The 15084-nt window shown below is 65.1% G+C and carries 13 protein-coding genes and 2 pseudogenes; 5 read left to right on the forward strand and 10 right to left on the reverse strand.

Features of this window, described 5'->3' with window-relative positions:
• Both BG35_RS0101530 and folD read right to left on the reverse strand, forming a co-directional pair.
• Window positions 1-622: polyprenyl synthetase family protein (locus BG35_RS0101530; RefSeq protein WP_025781393.1), on the reverse strand; the 622-nt coding region annotated here is incomplete at its 3' end.
• A 100-nt stretch (window positions 623-722) separates the two neighbouring features.
• Entirely contained in the window at window positions 723-1625 is a 903-nt protein-coding gene (folD, locus tag BG35_RS0101535; protein ID WP_025781394.1) for a bifunctional methylenetetrahydrofolate dehydrogenase/methenyltetrahydrofolate cyclohydrolase FolD, read from the reverse strand.
• A gap of 219 nt (window positions 1626-1844) precedes the next feature.
• Here folD and BG35_RS0101540 point away from each other — a divergent pair, with 219 nt between their 5' ends.
• Complete coding sequence (locus BG35_RS0101540; RefSeq protein ID WP_025781395.1) at window positions 1845-3815, forward strand: HDIG domain-containing metalloprotein; 1971 nt, start codon at window positions 1845-1847, stop codon at window positions 3813-3815.
• A gap of 9 nt (window positions 3816-3824) precedes the next feature.
• On the opposite strand, the pseudogene BG35_RS09775 reads toward BG35_RS0101540, so the two are convergent.
• Window positions 3825-4642 (reverse strand): annotated as a pseudogene (locus BG35_RS09775) (carbohydrate ABC transporter permease).
• Between the two features lie 13 nt (window positions 4643-4655).
• Entirely contained in the window at window positions 4656-5921 is a 1266-nt protein-coding gene (locus tag BG35_RS0101550) for a site-2 protease family protein (RefSeq protein WP_025781396.1), read from the reverse strand.
• A gap of 78 nt (window positions 5922-5999) precedes the next feature.
• Between BG35_RS0101550 and BG35_RS0101555 the strand changes: the two genes are divergently transcribed.
• Window positions 6000-6683: a phosphoribosylanthranilate isomerase gene (locus BG35_RS0101555; protein ID WP_025781397.1), complete on the forward strand. Its 684-nt coding sequence runs from the start codon at window positions 6000-6002 to the stop codon at window positions 6681-6683.
• Between the two features lie 3 nt (window positions 6684-6686).
• Here the strand turns inward: BG35_RS0101555 and folE are convergent, their stop codons facing one another.
• The 6 genes and pseudogenes from folE to BG35_RS0101585 all read right to left on the reverse strand — a co-directional run bounded on the left by folE (window position 6687) and on the right by BG35_RS0101585 (window position 11946).
• Window positions 6687-7346 (reverse strand): GTP cyclohydrolase I, encoded by a 660-nt coding sequence (gene folE / locus BG35_RS0101560; protein ID WP_034416463.1) that lies wholly within the window; start codon window positions 7344-7346, stop codon window positions 6687-6689.
• 150 nt (window positions 7347-7496) lie between these two features.
• Complete coding sequence (locus BG35_RS0101565; RefSeq protein WP_025781399.1) at window positions 7497-8198, reverse strand: SDR family oxidoreductase; 702 nt, start codon at window positions 8196-8198, stop codon at window positions 7497-7499.
• 93 nt (window positions 8199-8291) lie between these two features.
• Complete coding sequence (locus BG35_RS0101570) at window positions 8292-9284, reverse strand: acetyl-CoA carboxylase carboxyltransferase subunit alpha (protein ID WP_025781400.1); 993 nt, start codon at window positions 9282-9284, stop codon at window positions 8292-8294.
• Window positions 9285-9292: 8 nt separating this feature from the next.
• Window positions 9293-10346: pseudogene (locus tag BG35_RS09780) on the reverse strand (long-chain acyl-[acyl-carrier-protein] reductase).
• A 37-nt stretch (window positions 10347-10383) separates the two neighbouring features.
• On the reverse strand, window positions 10384-11109 hold the full coding sequence (locus tag BG35_RS0101580) for an aldehyde oxygenase (deformylating) (protein ID WP_025781401.1): 726 nt from the start codon (window positions 11107-11109) through the stop codon (window positions 10384-10386).
• 24 nt (window positions 11110-11133) lie between these two features.
• Window positions 11134-11946, reverse strand: a complete 813-nt coding sequence (locus BG35_RS0101585) for a creatininase family protein (protein WP_025781402.1) — start codon at window positions 11944-11946, stop codon at window positions 11134-11136.
• 58 nt (window positions 11947-12004) lie between these two features.
• Between BG35_RS0101585 and BG35_RS09785 the strand changes: the two genes are divergently transcribed.
• Genes BG35_RS09785 through BG35_RS0101600 form a run of 3 tightly spaced genes read left to right on the forward strand, consistent with a single transcriptional unit; the run spans window position 12005 to window position 14945 of the window.
• Window positions 12005-13261 carry a S1 RNA-binding domain-containing protein gene (locus BG35_RS09785; protein WP_025781403.1) on the forward strand — a complete coding sequence of 419 codons (1257 nt, stop codon included), beginning with the start codon at window positions 12005-12007 and terminating at the stop codon, window positions 13259-13261.
• A complete protein-coding gene (locus BG35_RS0101595) occupies window positions 13258-14121 on the forward strand; it encodes a Tab2 family RNA-binding protein (protein ID WP_025781404.1) in 864 nt (287 codons plus the stop codon). Before BG35_RS09785 ends, BG35_RS0101595 begins: the two co-directional genes overlap by 4 nt.
• Window positions 14121-14945 carry a purine nucleoside phosphorylase YfiH/LACC1 family protein gene (locus tag BG35_RS0101600; protein WP_025781405.1) on the forward strand — a complete coding sequence of 275 codons (825 nt, stop codon included), beginning with the start codon at window positions 14121-14123 and terminating at the stop codon, window positions 14943-14945. Before BG35_RS0101595 ends, BG35_RS0101600 begins: the two co-directional genes overlap by 1 nt.
• The last annotated feature ends 139 nt before the right edge of the window (window positions 14946-15084 follow it).

Consider the following 15084-nt stretch of genomic DNA (forward strand, 5'->3'; position numbering starts at 1 on the left):
CCACCATCGCCTCGGCCGCCCCGGCGATGATGGCGCCGCTGATGACCGACACCTCCAGCAGGGCCGCCGTCTTGTGGAGATGGATGAACTCCAGGGTTTCCACAGGGACCCGCTTCCCTTCACTGGCCAGATCCACCACCTGCCCCCCCACCAGGCCCGGCGCTCCCGCGGCCCTGGCCAGGGCGGTGGTGACCGCCAGCAGCCGCGGGGCCGGCACACCGGAGGAGCGCCCCGCCACCATCTCGAACGCCTGGCACAGCAGGGCGTCACCGGCCAGGATCGCCATGGCTTCACCAAACACCTTGTGGTTGGTGGGACGGCCCCGCCGCAGATCGTCATCATCCATGGCCGGCAGGTCATCATGGATCAGGGACATGGTATGCACCATCTCCAGGGCACAGGCCGTGGGCAGAGCCAACCGGGGATCCCCACCCGCCAGTTCGCAGCTTGCCAGGCAGAGAACGGGGCGCAACCGCTTTCCCCCCGCCAACAGGGAGTACTCCATGGCCTGCCGCAGGCTGGCGGGCTGCTCCAGGGTCACGGCTTCTGCAAGGGCGGCTTCCACCTGCTCCTTTCCGGCCTGAAGATAGGCCTCCAATTCAAAGGGCTGTTGATGGGCCATGGCGCATGGAGATGGAGCCGTCCCACAGAAACGGCATGGGGAGCTATTGTCCCTCAGGTGGGCAACCCCAGGGAAGCAGCCGACGGCAGCGGGGCACACGTCAGCGGGGCAGCGGCGCAAGGGGGGCGGTCCCGCCGCCGCAACGCTGCTGCCAGGCCTGCACGGTGTTCCACAGCAGCATGGCGACGGTCATCGGCCCCACCCCTCCCGGAACGGGGGTGATGTGGCTGGCCAGCGGCTCCACCTCGGCAAAACGCACGTCTCCCTGCAGGGTTGCCCGTGTCCCTTGTTGTGGGGGTGGCGCGCGGTGAATGCCCACGTCCACCACCACAGCCCCGGGCCGCACCCAGTGGCCCCCCACCAGGCCCGGCTGTCCGGCGGCAGCCACCAGCAACTCCGCCTGACGGCAGTGATCAGCCAGATTCCGGGTGCGGGAATGGGCCACGGTGACCGTGGCATTGGCCTGCTGCAACATGATCCCCATGGGTTGACCCACCAGGATGCTGCGGCCGATCACCAGCGCCCGGATCCCCTCCAGGACAACGCCGCCATGGGCCAGCAAGGCCATGATCCCTGCCGGGGTGCAGGAGCGTAACCCCGGCTCACCCCGCACCAGACGACCCAGGTTGAGAGGATGCAACCCATCCACGTCCTTGGCCGGATCCACCGCCAGGAGAAGCTGGCGGGCATCCAGTGGGGCAGGGATGGGCAGTTGCACCAGGATGCCGTCACAGGCGGGATCGGCGTTGAGCCGGCAGATGCTCTCCAGCACCTCCTGTTGGCTGGCCGTGGCCGGATGGTGGATGATCCAGCTCCTGATGCCAACCCGGCCACAGGCCTGTGCCTTTCTGCCCACGTAGACCCCACTGGCCCCATCATCCCCGACCCGCACCACCGCTAACCCGGGAGGGCAACCGGCGGTGGCCAGGCGCTGGGCAACGGATGTTCTGAGGCTGGTCTCGTAGTGAGCAGCCAGCACCCGACCATTGAGACGTCTTGCCATGGTCTTCACAATGTATGCAGCAAGCTGCTGGCGCGGGGCTACACTTGTAGCACCGATGCCCGATGCAAAATTTATAGAACTATAGTGCGCCGGCTTGATCGCCTCCGCAAGGTTGGGCGACCCAGGAGGATTCTTTTAAGGCTCGTCCTTCTGCTGCGTCGCTTCTGGCGGATGCAGCAACCGCGGCCGTGGCCGCGGCCATGGCCCTGGTCAGGGTGGATGGCCGTTGTTCTGGCGGCATTGCTGGTGGGCGTTCTCTCAAGCTGGCCCTTGTTGCGGGAGCCGGTGTTGGCTGTGGGGGCCATCGCGGAGCAGGACTATCGGGCGCCGGCCTCTGCCCAGGTGGTTGATCGGGCTGCCCGGAACGCCAAGCGCAGCGATCTGGGTCTGCGCACCGTGGTCCACGGGATTGACCGCCAGCAAAACCTGCTGCTGCAGGAGGCCCTGGAGCAAAGCCTCAGGGGGTTGCGGACAGACGACTTGGCGGTGCCCCCCATTGACCTCTCCAGGGAACAACTGGAGGATCAGCAACAATTGCGGGAGGAGGACCGGGCAGCCTGGGAGCAGGAGGTTCTCAATGCCCAACGGCGCATGTTGGCTCAAGGGCTGGTGGCGTCCGTCTCCGAGCAGACTTTGAGGAGTGCAGCCCGGCAGCAACTGTCCGGTCTGCCCGAGCCGCAGAAGCAGGTGGGCGCCAAACTGCTGGTTCGCTCCCTCCTGGGACAAACCAACCTGCGGCCGGATTCGAGCCAGACCCGCCAACTCACCGAGAAGCTGCTCAATCAGAACGCCGAGATGATCCAGGTCAGGGAAGGGGACCTGATTGTCAGCCGTGGGGCGCTGATCAACTCACGGCAATTTGACCTGCTGGACCACTTCAACTTCGTGCCCCGTCGGCTCCGGTTGCGGGATTGGGCCTGGCGCTTTGGAGAAGCGGTGCTGGGATCATGGCTGGTGGCGCAGGTGGCGCGCCGCTGGAATCCCAGGCTGCAGCCACAGCACGGGTTGGTGCTTCTGCTCACCATGGCCCTGGTTCAAGGGGTGAAGCTCTGGCTGAGGGCAACGGTCAGCCCACTGGCGGTTCTGGTTCCACCCACCTTTCTGCTGGCGGAGGTGACCGGTGCGGGCGCCGCCCTGGGTTGGTTGGCCGTGGCTTCAGCCCTTTGGCCCTTTCCCATGGACAACATCGGCCTGCTCCGGGTGCTGGTTGCCTTCACCGTTGCGGTCGGCGCGGCCCTGATCGCCGGACGTCAGCGGAGTCGCGCCCAACTGTTGCAGACCGCCACCCTGCTGACCGTGGGGGCGATGGTGCTGCAGATGCTCGCATTCCGGGTGGGGGAGCAGATGGGGTTGTCTGCGGGATTCCTGAACAGCGGGGAACTCATGGGGGAAGGCTTGCTCATGGGGGGCGTTCTGCTTCTGGGCCTTAACCTGGTGCCGGCATTGGAAAATACCTGTGGCCTGGTGAGCCGCAGCCGCCTGTTGGAACTGGCTGATTTGCAACGCCCGTTGCTGCGGCGCCTCTCCAGGGAAGCGCCGGGCACCTTTGAGCACACGCTCATGATCTGTGGTCTGGCGGAAGAGGGGGCCAGGGCCATCGGGGCGGACGTGGACCTGGTGCGTACCGGCTCCCTGTATCACGACATCGGCAAGCTCCACCGGCCCCAGTGGTTCATTGAGAACCAGGCGGACGGGCCCAATCCCCATGAACTCCTGAACGATCCATGGGCCAGCGCCAAGGTGCTGCAAGCCCACGTGGACGAGGGCCTGCGCATGGCCCGTCGGGCCCATCTGCCCCAGTCCGTTTGCGACTTCATCCCGGAGCACCAGGGCACCATGCGCATGGAGTACTTCTGGCACGCCGCCCGCAAGAAAAGCTCCACGGCGCTGGAGAAGGACTTCCGCTATCGGGGACCGACTCCCCGCTCAAGGGAGGCCGGGATTCAGATGCTGGCCGATGGTTGTGAAGCGGCGCTGCGCTCCCTGCCGCCGGAGGTTTCCGAAAACGAAGCGCACGCCACCGTATGCCGCATTGTGGATTCCCGCATCCGGGATGGACAACTGCGCCAATCGGGGCTCAGCCATGCGGAACTGGAACTGGTGGCGGCCGCCTTTGTGAAGGTGTGGAAGCGGATGCGCCACCACCGCATCCCCTATCCCATTGTCCCCAAGGACATCATTACCCGCTAAGGCCTTGCCTCACCCCTTCACGCCACTGGCGGCGCCGCTGGGCAGGATAAACCGCTGCACCACGGTGAACAGCGCCAGCACCGGCAGAATCGAGACCACAGCGCCGGCCGCCACCAGTCGCCAGTCCAGCGAGAAGCTGCTGGAGAGTTGCTGCAGGCCCAGGGGCAAGGTGTAAAGCTGTGGGTCGTCCAGAATGACGAGGGGCCAGAGGAAGTCACTCCAGGCGCCAATGAACACAAATACCGCCAGGGTGATCAGGTCGGCCCTGGCGGCGGGAATCAGCACGTTCCACCAGCGTCCCAGGGCGGTGCAGCCGTCCAGTTGGGCGGCCTCCTCCAGTTCCCGGGGGATGCCGAGAAAACTCTGGCGCAGCAGAAAAACACCGAACGCGGTGGCGGCATTGGGAAGGATCAGGGCCATATAGCTGTTGCGCAGACCCAGTTGCACCATCACCAGGTAGAGGGGAATCATCACCACCTGAAACGGGATCAGGATGGTGGCCACCACCAGGGCTAGCACCGGACCACGGCCGGGGAAGCGGAGCCGCGCCAGCGGGAAGGCCGCCAGGCTGCAGAAGAGGAGATTGGCCAGGACGGCAACGGCGCTGACCACCGTGCTGTTGAGCAGGTAGCGCAGAATCAGGGTGTCCTGGAACAACCGTTTGTAGGCCGCCAGGCTGGGGGATTGGGGCAGAAGCTGGGGGGCGTCCGGAAAATATCCTCGCCGGGTCCCTTCAGGGACGTGCTCACCAGCCAGAGCAGGGGCAGAAGCACCAGCAGGGCCAAGATCAACAGAAGCGCCAACTGGAGACCCGGCCCCAGGTGCAGCGGGGGGCGGGGGTCAACCCTTGGTTTTGACGGAGGAGTTCGTGTCTTCACTGTCTGCCATGGTGCTGGCCACAAGGCCCAACTGGAGGCCGGGGGGGTAACCGCCAAGGCGTTGGATCTGGCTGAGGAACCGATCGGGAAGGCGAATGCCCAACCCCCTGCAGACCGCCTTCACCAGATCCACCCGGTCGATGGTGCCACTGGGCAGAGCGGCCCCGTTGAGCACCAGCAAGCGGGATTCTGGAGCGTGTTCCAGGGCCAGGGCAGCCTGCCAGAGGGGGGCGTTGTCCCTGATGCTGGGGATCTCCTCCCTGGGCTGGACTTGTTGGCTCACGCTCTCTCGCGGCCAACACTGTACCGGCAGCGTCTTGAGCGCCTCGGGCTGAAACCGACCCAGCCAACGGTGGCCCTCGTACACCAGGAGCCAGTCCTGGGGACCCATCTCCGTGGTCTCCCGGGCCAGTTGGCGGCTGACGGTCCGAAGATCAAGCTGGGCGTTCAGGATCCGGTAGCGCCGCCCCTGCACCTGTTGCACACGGAGTTGCAGCAGTTGGTCTTGCAGGCGCAACACCTGCAACTGGGTGCTGGCGGCCTCCAGGCCGAACCATCCCAGCACCACCAGCCAGAGGCCGGAGGGAACCCCGGGAATCAGCACCAACCAGAGGCCCAGAGCCATGGCCGTGACCGCCAGGGCCAGCCCGGCCGCTGCCGCCACCTGAATGCCCCGACGACGGCTGCCGCTGAAATGCCACACCAGGGCCTTCACGATCAGGCCCCCATCCAGGGGCAGTCCCGGCATCAGGTTGAAGATCCCCAGCACCAGGTTGAGGATCATCAACCGCTGGCAGACCAGGGCGGCAACGGGCTGGGCCGTCTCAGCCAGACCGGCAAGAAGAAAGAACACCAGGGCCAGGGCAAAGCTGACGGCGGGACCCGCTGCCGCCACCTGCAGGGCCGCAAGGGCCGAGCGGCACTCCTTTTCAATGGTGGCCACGCCACCGAAGAGAAAAAGAGTAATGCTGCGCACCTTCACCCCATGGCGGATCGCCATCAGGGAATGGCCCAGTTCGTGGAGCAGCACGGAGCCAAACAGCAGCAGGACCGTCACAAAACCCAGCAGCCAGAGCCCGGGTGGGGCGACCGCCAACTGATGGTCCTGCAGCAGTTGGCCGTACTGCGCTTGAAACAACACTGTGGCCAGACCAACGATGACCAACCAACTGGGGTGAACCCGCAGGGGAACACCGCAAATGGCGCCGATTGTCCAGGCTTTTCCCATGAGAGCCCTTGGCCTTCCATCATCTTAAGAAGGCGCAGCGAACGTGCAGCGCTTTCGGCAATGGGGGAGATCCCAACCATGGGCAGTGTTCCGGTTCAGGTGAAGATTTGCGGGCTCACTACGCCGCAGCAGGCCCGGGCCGTAGCGGCCTGTGGCGTGCAAGCTGTCGGGGTGGTTGCCGTGGCGGGATCCCCCCGTTGGGTGTCGCCGGTTGTCAGTCAGGCCATTTGGACCTCTGTTCAGGAGCAGGATGGTTCCGTGGAACGGGTGCTGGTGGTTGCCGACGGGGACGATGCCCACCTGGATGCCTATCTGGGCGCCCAGGACGGCCGTCAACGCCCCACGGTTCTCCAGCTTCATGGACAGGAACAGCCTGAACGCTGCCGCCGGTTGAGCCGGCATTGGGGGTTGCCCGTCTGGAAAGCCCACCGCATTCGCAGCCCCGAGGACCTGGAGACAGTCCAGCGGCGTCAGGACGGCGCCGCGGCCCGGCTGGTTGACGCCCATGTTCCCGGGCAACCCGGGGGGACGGGCCGGCAGCTTCCCGTGAACTGGTTTCGGGGCCAGCGGTTTTCCGGTCCCTGGTGGCTGGCCGGGGGGCTGGAGCCGGAGAACGTGGCCGCCGCCCTCCGGCAACTGGCTGCCATGGCGGTGCGCCCTGACGGAGTGGATGCATCCAGTCGGCTGGAGTCTGCCCCGGGGAGGAAGGATCTGGGGCGCTGCGCCGCCTTTGTGGCAGCGGTGAGGGGCGCAGGCCTGTGAGCCTCAGAGTAGGCTCTCCTGCTGGCGAATGAGGTCGAAGAACTCCTTCTTCATGGAGGCGCTGGTGCGGAAGCTGCCCCGCACCACGCTGTTCACCATGGAGGCCTGGGGTTCTTTGACGCCACGCCACTTCATGCAGTAGTGCTGCGCCTTCAGCACAATGCCCAACCCCAGGGGTTTGCAGAGGGCCTCGATTTCATCGGCCAGGATGATCACGGCCTCCTCCTGGATATGGGGCCTTGAAAACACCCAATCGGCGATGCGGCTGAACTTGCTCAAGCCGATCACCCGTTCTCCGGGCTGGATGCCAATCCAGCAGTGGCCCAGAATGGGGACCAGGTGATGGGAGCAGGCGGAACGCACCGTAATGGGGCCAACGGTGTAAATCTCGTCCAGCTCCTTGACGTTGGGGAAAGAAGCCACCTTGGGCTGGGGGTGGTAGCGCCCTTTGAACACCTCGTGGAGGTACATCCTGGCCACCCGCTCGGCGGTTTCCGCGGTGTTGTGGTCGTTGTCCACGTCAATGACCAACGCCTTGAGCAGGCCCCGCACCTGTTGGGCCACCTCCCCTTCCAGGGCCTCAAGCTCTCCCTCGCCCAAATGGGCGGCGATATTGTCGTTGGCAAAGAACGAGACCCCCGCCGCCCGCAGGCGTTGACGAATGCGGCCGCTGGCGGTGGATGGGGAAGCGTCCTGGTTTGCCGCGCCACCGACGGGGGGGGGACAGCCTGCTGAACGTGGGACGCCACGTGAAAATCCGCCCCCAGGGACGGCATGGACTTCAGGTCGTCAAGAGTCATCATTCAAAAATGATCAAAGCGCTCCAGCAGCGGGAAGCAGGGTAAGGTTCTCAATGCGCTGCCTTAGGGGCTGCTCCGCCAACTGGAGAAGGGCATGAGCAACATCTGCTGGATCCAGCATGGCACGGCGATCCAGGTCGGCGTGGACGGTTGGGGTGTCCCATAGGGGCGTATTAACCGCACCCAGGGTGACGGTCGTTACACGAATGTCTTGGGATGCCTCCTCCAGGGCCAGGGAGCGACTGAATGCCGCCAGGGCAGCCTTGGTCATACCGTACCCTCCCCACTCCGGGAAGGCCTGGTGGGCAGCATGGCTACTGATATTGATGACCAAACCGCCCCCCGCCCGGCGCATACCCGGCAGCACCGTCCGGGTCACCTGAAGCACGCTGGTGACGTTGAGTTGCACCAGCCACTGCCAGTCCTGAAGGGACATGGCGGCCAGGGGAGACGTATAGCCGGCCCCGGCATTGTTGATCAGCACCCCGGGCGGTCCCCCTGCCGCCAGGAGCGTCTCAACGCCGGCGGAAACGCCGGCGGCTTCGCTCAAGTCCACCGCGGCCCAATGAACTACGGCCCCCTGGCTGCGCAGATCGCCGGCCATGGCAGCCAGGGCGGAACCGTCACGGGCCAGGAGTTGCAATGCCCAGCCCCGGGCTGCAAAGCAGCGTGCCGTGGCGGCGCCAATGCCTCTGGAGGCGCCCGTGATCAGCACGGAGCGGCGCGAAGAGGGTGGGGTTGGTGTGGGTGATGCCAGAGATGCGCACGCAAGGGGAAGGAGGATCCCGGGAAGGATCGTTAAGGGAGTTTAAGGGTCGACGTCGCTGCTTGTTTCCAGCAGCCGGCCCATGCGGCGGAACTTCTCATAGCGCCGTTCCAGAAGCTCCTCCGTGCCGAGAGCCTGCAACGCTTCAAGACGTCTGAGAACAGCCTCCTTCAGGGAAGCCACCGCCTGCTTGGGGAAGGCATGGTTGCCCCCCGCAGGTTCAGGGATCACCTCATCAGCCAGTCCCAACGCCTGCAATTGCCGGGCGGTAATCTGCAACGCCTGGGCAGCTTCGGCAGCCCGTTTTGCATCCCGCCAGAGGATGGCGGCGCAGGCTTCGGGGCTGGCCACGGTGTAGATGCTGTGCTCGAACATCATCAAGTGGTCCACAACCCCGATGCCCAGGGCGCCCCCTGAGCCACCCTCGCCGATGACGCAACCGATGATGGGTACCCGCAAGGCAAACATTTCCCGCAGATTGGCCGCAATGGCCTCCCCTTGCCCCTGTTCTTCCGCCTTGAGACCCGCATAGGCCCCGGAGGTGTCAATGAACATGAGCAGGGGCAGGTGAAAACGGTCCCCATGGCGCATGAGTCGCAGGGCCTTGCGGTATCCCCCTGGGGATGCCATGCCGAAGTTGCGGGCCATTCTTTCCTTGGTATCCTGCCCCTTCTGATGGCCCATCAGCAGCAGGGGGACGCCGTCCATGACGCCAACGCCCCCCACCAGGGCGGCATCATCGCTGCCACAGCGATCCCCATGGAGTTCATACCAGGTGTCGCAAAGGTTTTCGATGTAGTTGAGGGTGTTGGGCCGCTGGGGATGGCGGGCCACCTGGATCACCTGGGAGGGGGTGAGATTGGCGTAGATCTCCTGCCGCCGCTTGGCCACCAGGTGTTGCAGCTCGTCCACTTGCTGACTCACGTCCAGATCAAGATCACTGTTTTCCGAGTCGAGGCGAATCTGCTGGATCTGGGCCTCTATGTCCACCAGAGGCCGCTCGAAGTCCAGCACGTGTTGACTTGCTTTGGCCATGGCGGCGCTCAAGAGGCGGACGGCACAGGGGCCGTCACCAGATCGCCGAGGCCCAGGGCCCGGAAGCCATGGCGCACGGACGCCTGACCGATTTTCTCCATGGCCGCCAGGCTGATGTTGTTGCGGCCCCAACTGAAGTTGGTGTGCCAGCCCTCGAATTCCAGCAGCATGGCCTCCGCAAAACAGGCAAACATCTGACGGCTGGGGCGCTCCATCTCGGCAATCTGCATCATGTGCCAGCCAATATCGCGCCAGAACTCCACAATGCCTCCTTTCAGCACGTGGAGGTGGGGGGACTGGAGCCGGGTGTCCAGATTTTTTGGGTAGCCCCCATCCACCATCAGACAGGGACGCCGCAGGGTGCCGGTGTCGATCTCCATGTTTTTGGGCAGGCTGGCCACCCACACCACCACGTCCGCTTCGGGGAGAGCGTCTTCCAAAGACAGGATGTTGCCGCCCGCCAAGTCCTGCCGGAGCGTCTCCAGCCGTCCCTGGTGACGGGCCACCAGCACCAGATCCTTGACGCCGGTGCGCTGCTTGAGCCACCGGCAGACGGCGCTGCCGATGTCCCCGGTGGCCCCCACCACGGCCACCACGGCTTTCTTCAGATCAATGCCCAGGTGGGGTGCGTTTTCTTCCACCTGTCGGCAAATGATCCAGGCGGTGTGGGTGTTGCCTGTGGTAAAGCGTTCCCATTCCAGCATGATGGAGCGCACCTTCTGAAACCGGGCCAGGTCGAAGTTTTCGAAGATAATGGAGGTGAAGCCCCCCAGGGCCGTGACGGTGAAACCCGTTTTTCTGGGCATAGGCCATGGCGTTCTGCACCTTGCGGGCTGCAGTCTTGAAGCGGGACGGCAACATCTCCGGCAGGAAGCAGGAGTCGATGTAGCCGCCTGTGATTTCCTTGCCCGTCCGGCTGGTCACGGTGAAGGTCTCCAGCAACTGGGGGGGAGTGCTGCACCAAGTGTCCAGATCCCCCTTGGCGTGCTCCATATAGCCCAACTCTTCCGCCCGTTTCCTGGCCACCGCGAAGCTGGTGGAGTGACCGATCAGTCCAAACATGTACGGCTTTCATTCATGGGAAACCTAAAGCAAAGCCTCAAGCGAGGGCCTGGGCGCTCATCCTGATGATCTCCCGGGTGGTGAAGCCCACGTCGCTGAGGGCCTCCTGGTAGCCGATCAGGAAGTCCTCGATCAGGTTTTCCTTCGCCATCCGAAGTTGGGCGGCATCCGTCTCCACGGCGTCAAGCATGGTTTTGATCAGGGGAAGGTTGGCCCTGTTGGCAGCCATGAGTTCATCCTTCACCTCGTTGAAACGGGCCTTGAGCCACGCCTGGCCGTAGTTGAGGTGGAGGTATTCATCCTTCACCACCCCTTCGGTCACCCGCCGGGCAAAGGGATCGGCCACGGGAATGTAGATGTGATAGGCGGAAATGGAGAAGGCCTCAATCAGGATGGCCTGGATCAACAGACAGGTGGCCACCTTGCCTTCCGCCAGAGCCGCCTGGAAGTTGTTCCGCAGGGGAGCGAAAAAGGCCTTGGCGAAGTCCATGTCAGGGGTCACCTTCAAGTTCCTGCCACAGGCCTGGAAGCCGCGCATGTGCTTCATCTCCATCCGGGCCAACCGGTTCAACTCCTCGGCTTGCTCCGGCAGCAGGGTGGTGATGGACTTGTAATTGCCGTAGGCCTCGTGCTCCCCCTCGATCACGATGGCGTTGATGCGGCTGTAGGCGTCCTTGTAGGCTGCCGAAGTGAAGTCGGGCAAGGAAGCAACCAGGTCAGCCGCTGGTGTGGTGGGGCTAGGCGCAGTGGCGGAAATTGACATGAATTGCGATGAGCCGTGATGGCTTCATACTCTATCGGAAAATTCCAGGGATCCCCGGGGAGGCCATGAACTGCGCAGCAGTGCGGTAAAGGTGGCCGTCCACCCCTGCACCAGCTTTTGATGAAGGGCGGCCCCCAGTGATGCAGTGGCCCCATGGGGGGCGCCCACAGTCCCTGAGCGGCTCAGCGCCCCTGTGGTCCAGGCGCTGGGGCAGCGCCCTTCCAGGGTGAGGCCGGGCGGCGGTGTGGGCGGTGGTTCGGCAACGGCGTGCTGAAGCTGCACCAGTTCCGGCGCCACGTGGAGCATCAGGCTGGTTTCCGCCAGGCCGGCATGGAGACCTTCGCCACGCTCAGGGTCCGGGACCAGGTCCATCACCCCCTCCACGTCCCAGAGAAACCAGGCATGGAGCCCCAGTTGGGGGTGGCGGCCGTGGACCTGCCGGGCCGCCGCGTCCAGGAGGCTGATCTGTCCCCCATGGCCGTTGAAGAGCACCAGCCGCTGGAAGCCCGCCTGGGCCAACGGTTCGGCAATGGCCTCCACCTGGGCCAGCAGAGCCTCTGCCGGCTGGGTGAAGCTGACCCCGAAGCCCTTGTGCTCCGGCGCAAAGCCCAGACTTTGCAGGGGAAGGGACCAGATGGGAAGCTGGGCAGGCAGGGCCTGCAGCACCTGGAGGAGCACCTGCTCCGCAAACAAGCCGTCGGTCCCCAACGGCAGGTGGGGACCATGCTGCTCCAGGCTGCCCCAGGGCACCACGACGGTGCTGCTGTCACGGGCAGCGGCCCGCTTCGCCTCCGGCCAACTGAGGTGGTGCAGGCCTCGGTGCTGCTCAGGCGTCATGGGAGGGGTAACGATCCGGGGCAATCAGTCCATAATGCCCACAGCCAACTCCGCTTCGATGAAAGCCAAAGACGTCAAACCCCCCACGGACAACAATGTCCGTCTCTCCATCCTCAGGATCAACAAACCCGAGGCGGTGCGGGGGGTTACGGACGATCCACCCCCGACGGAAAGTCCGCCGTCCGCCGATCCTGGCCCGTCCCCGGAACCGGCGCCGGTAGCGGAATCCCTGCCGTCCTTCACGCCCCGCAGCGTGGATGACGTTGACTTTGATGAAGCGGCCTTCCAGTCGGCTCTGGAGGGCAGCGCCAGCATTGGCGCCAAAGGGGAGGAGGTCCGTGGAACCGTGATCGGCCACGAAAGTGACGGCGTTTATGTGGACATCGGCGGCAAGGCCCCCGGCTGGCTGCCCAGGCAGGAGTGTGGCTTGGGGGGCGTCGTCGACGTGGTGGAGCAGTTCCCCCAAGGGAAGCAACTGAAGGTGCTGGTAACGGGTGAGCAGAATGCCGAAGGCATGGTCACCGTCAGTTGTCGGGCCATCATGGTGCGGGAAAGCTGGGCAACCGTGACGCGCCTTGCCCAGGAGGCCGCCGTGGTGCAAACCCTGATCACCGGGTTTAATCGTGGCGGCTGCACCTGCCATGTGGAGGGCCTGCGGGGCTTTATTCCCCGCTCCCAGCTTGTGGATGGGGATAACCACAGCGCACTGGTGGGCAAAACCGTCGGGGTTACCGTTCTGGAGGTGAATCCCGGGGCATCCAAGCTGGTGCTCTCGGAGAAGCAGGCATCCCGTACCCGGTGCTTCGCCGAACTGAAAGTGGGGGATCTGGTGACGGGTAGGATCAGCGGCCTGCGGCGGTTTGGCTGTTTCGTGGACCTGGGGACGATCAGCGGCCTGCTGCACCAGCGCTGCATCAGCGCCAGCCATGTGGGCCAACTGCGGGAGGCATTCACGGTGGGAGAGACCGTTTCCGCCCTGGTGACGGACGTTGACGCCGCCCGTGGCCGCATCGCCCTCAACACCGCCCTGCTGGAAAACCTTCCCGGTGAAATGCTGATGGCCAAAGCGGATGTCATGGCCCAGGCGGAGCAACGGGCCGAGCGGGCCCGGGCCGTTCTGTTTCAGGAGCGGCGGCAGGACCGGGAGCCACCGGATCCTGATCCCGCCTCCCCAACCCCTGCACCCGTTGTCAATTCCCGCCAGGACACGGCGGTCTCCCCACCGGCCCCCGGCCCCACCCCCCCTGCACCCGCTGTTCTGGCGCCCCCCAAGCGCCCCGGAACGCCATTGCCTGGAGACGACAGCAGCGCATGAGCGACTGGGAGGTGGATTTCTATAGCCGTCCGCTGCTGGACCCGGACGGCCGCAAACGCTGGGAGCTGCTGGTGTGTGACACGCCAACTGTGGAAACCCCACCGGACAAGGGGTTTCAATTCTGCAAGGACTGCCCGGCGGATCAGGTGAACTCCCTCTGGCTGGGGGAGGCGCTGGCGCTGGCGCTGGACGCGGCGGCGGCGGGCGGATACGGCCGCCCCCAGCGGTTGCGATGTTGGCGCCAGGCCATGGTTTCCATGGTGCAGCGGGCCGCCGAACCCCTTGGCCTGGCGGTGGCGCCGAGCCGCCGTTGCTACGCCTTGATTGACTGGCTCCAGGAACGGCAGCGGACGGTCTATCCCCGGCAGGAGGGCTATCTGGCCGGACCACGGGCTGCTCCCATGCCAACAGCGCCCGCCCCGGCCAAGCCCCTGCCCGATGCCGCCAGGGGCGATGCCTGGGAATGGGCGTCCCTGCCCTTGGCCAGCCTGAGGGAGGCTGGGGATTGGCCGGTGGACTTTTCGGGTCTCGTTCCTGTGCCTGCCCGGATTGCCTCTGATGCAGCCATCCCCGGCGTGCGTCTCTTTGCGGGAGATCGGGCCCTGGCTGTGGCGGGCTGGGTCGCCGGGCTGGAGCCCCTGAAATTCACCGTCAGCGACAACTGCCTGCTGCTGGAGGCGGGGCTGGATCAACGCTGGCTCCTCGGCCGCCTGGACCCAGGCGAGGCCCAGGCGGCTGCGGAAACGTTTGCGGAGTCCTGTCAATCCACGGCCGGTCTACAGTTTCTGTCTGTGCAAAACACCAGCCGAACCCGGCGCTTTGCCGGCTTCTGGCTGCTTCGTGATCAGATCCTGCCCTGATGGCCGATCCCCCCGCTGCCCCTTTTGCAGACTGGCCGGACTCCACCTTCAACACCCTCAATGGTTGGACCTGGGTGGGCTGTTACGGGGGCTACATCTTGCAATGCGATGCCCTGCAAGGCTTTGCCCATGGGTTCTTTAGCCGCCATTGGGGGGGACGGGGACCGGCGGAGTTGGCGGGCTACCTGAGTCCCGGCCTCACGGTTCATCGCCTGCGTCAGGTTCATGGCGGCGTGGTGGCGGCAGCCCATGACGCGGTGGCTCCCTCCTGGCCGGAGGCGGATGGGCTCATCAGCACCGCAGGAGGCCAGAGCCTCTGGGTGTGTGGAGCGGATTGCACACCGGTGCTGATGGCGGATCCCGGCACAGGCCATGTGGCGGCTTGCCATGGGGGCTGGCGCAGTCTGGCTGCCGGGGTGCTATCCGCGGCTGTGGAGCGGCTCATGGCGCAGGGGGTGGAGCCTGCCGCCTTGCAGGTGGCCCTGGGTCCGGCCGTTTCCGGCCCCTGCTATCAGGTGGAGCGCTCCGTGGGCAGCAGGGTGGCTGCCCCGCTCCATGGGGACGGCTTGCAACGCCTCCTGGCCACTGGCAATTTGAAGCCGGATCCCCGGCACAGCGGCCAACCCTTGCGGGACCACCTGGATATTCGCGGCGCGGCTGCCTTGCAACTCCAGGATTCGGGCGTTCCGGCTACTGCCATTCACACCTGCCCCTATTGCACCTTCAGTGAGGAAAGGCTGTTCCACAGTTGGCGCCGGGACCAGCGCAAGGCGGTGCAATGGAGCGGCATTGCGGGTCAGGCCATGGCCAGCGGGGACGGCTGAAGCCAACCGGAACAGACGGCCGCCGTCAGGGGCTCGGGAAAGGAACGGCATCGGTCCAGGGGTAGATCTCCACCTGGGTCCAGATGCCCTGCGCCCAGTAGATATCCCCTTTCACCAGCGCCTCCACCTCCTCTTGAGA

The sequence above is a fragment of the Candidatus Synechococcus spongiarum SH4 genome (genome assembly GCF_000586015.1).
In the GTDB taxonomy this organism is placed as follows: Bacteria; Cyanobacteriota; Cyanobacteriia; order PCC-6307; family Cyanobiaceae; genus Synechococcus_B; species Synechococcus_B spongiarum_F.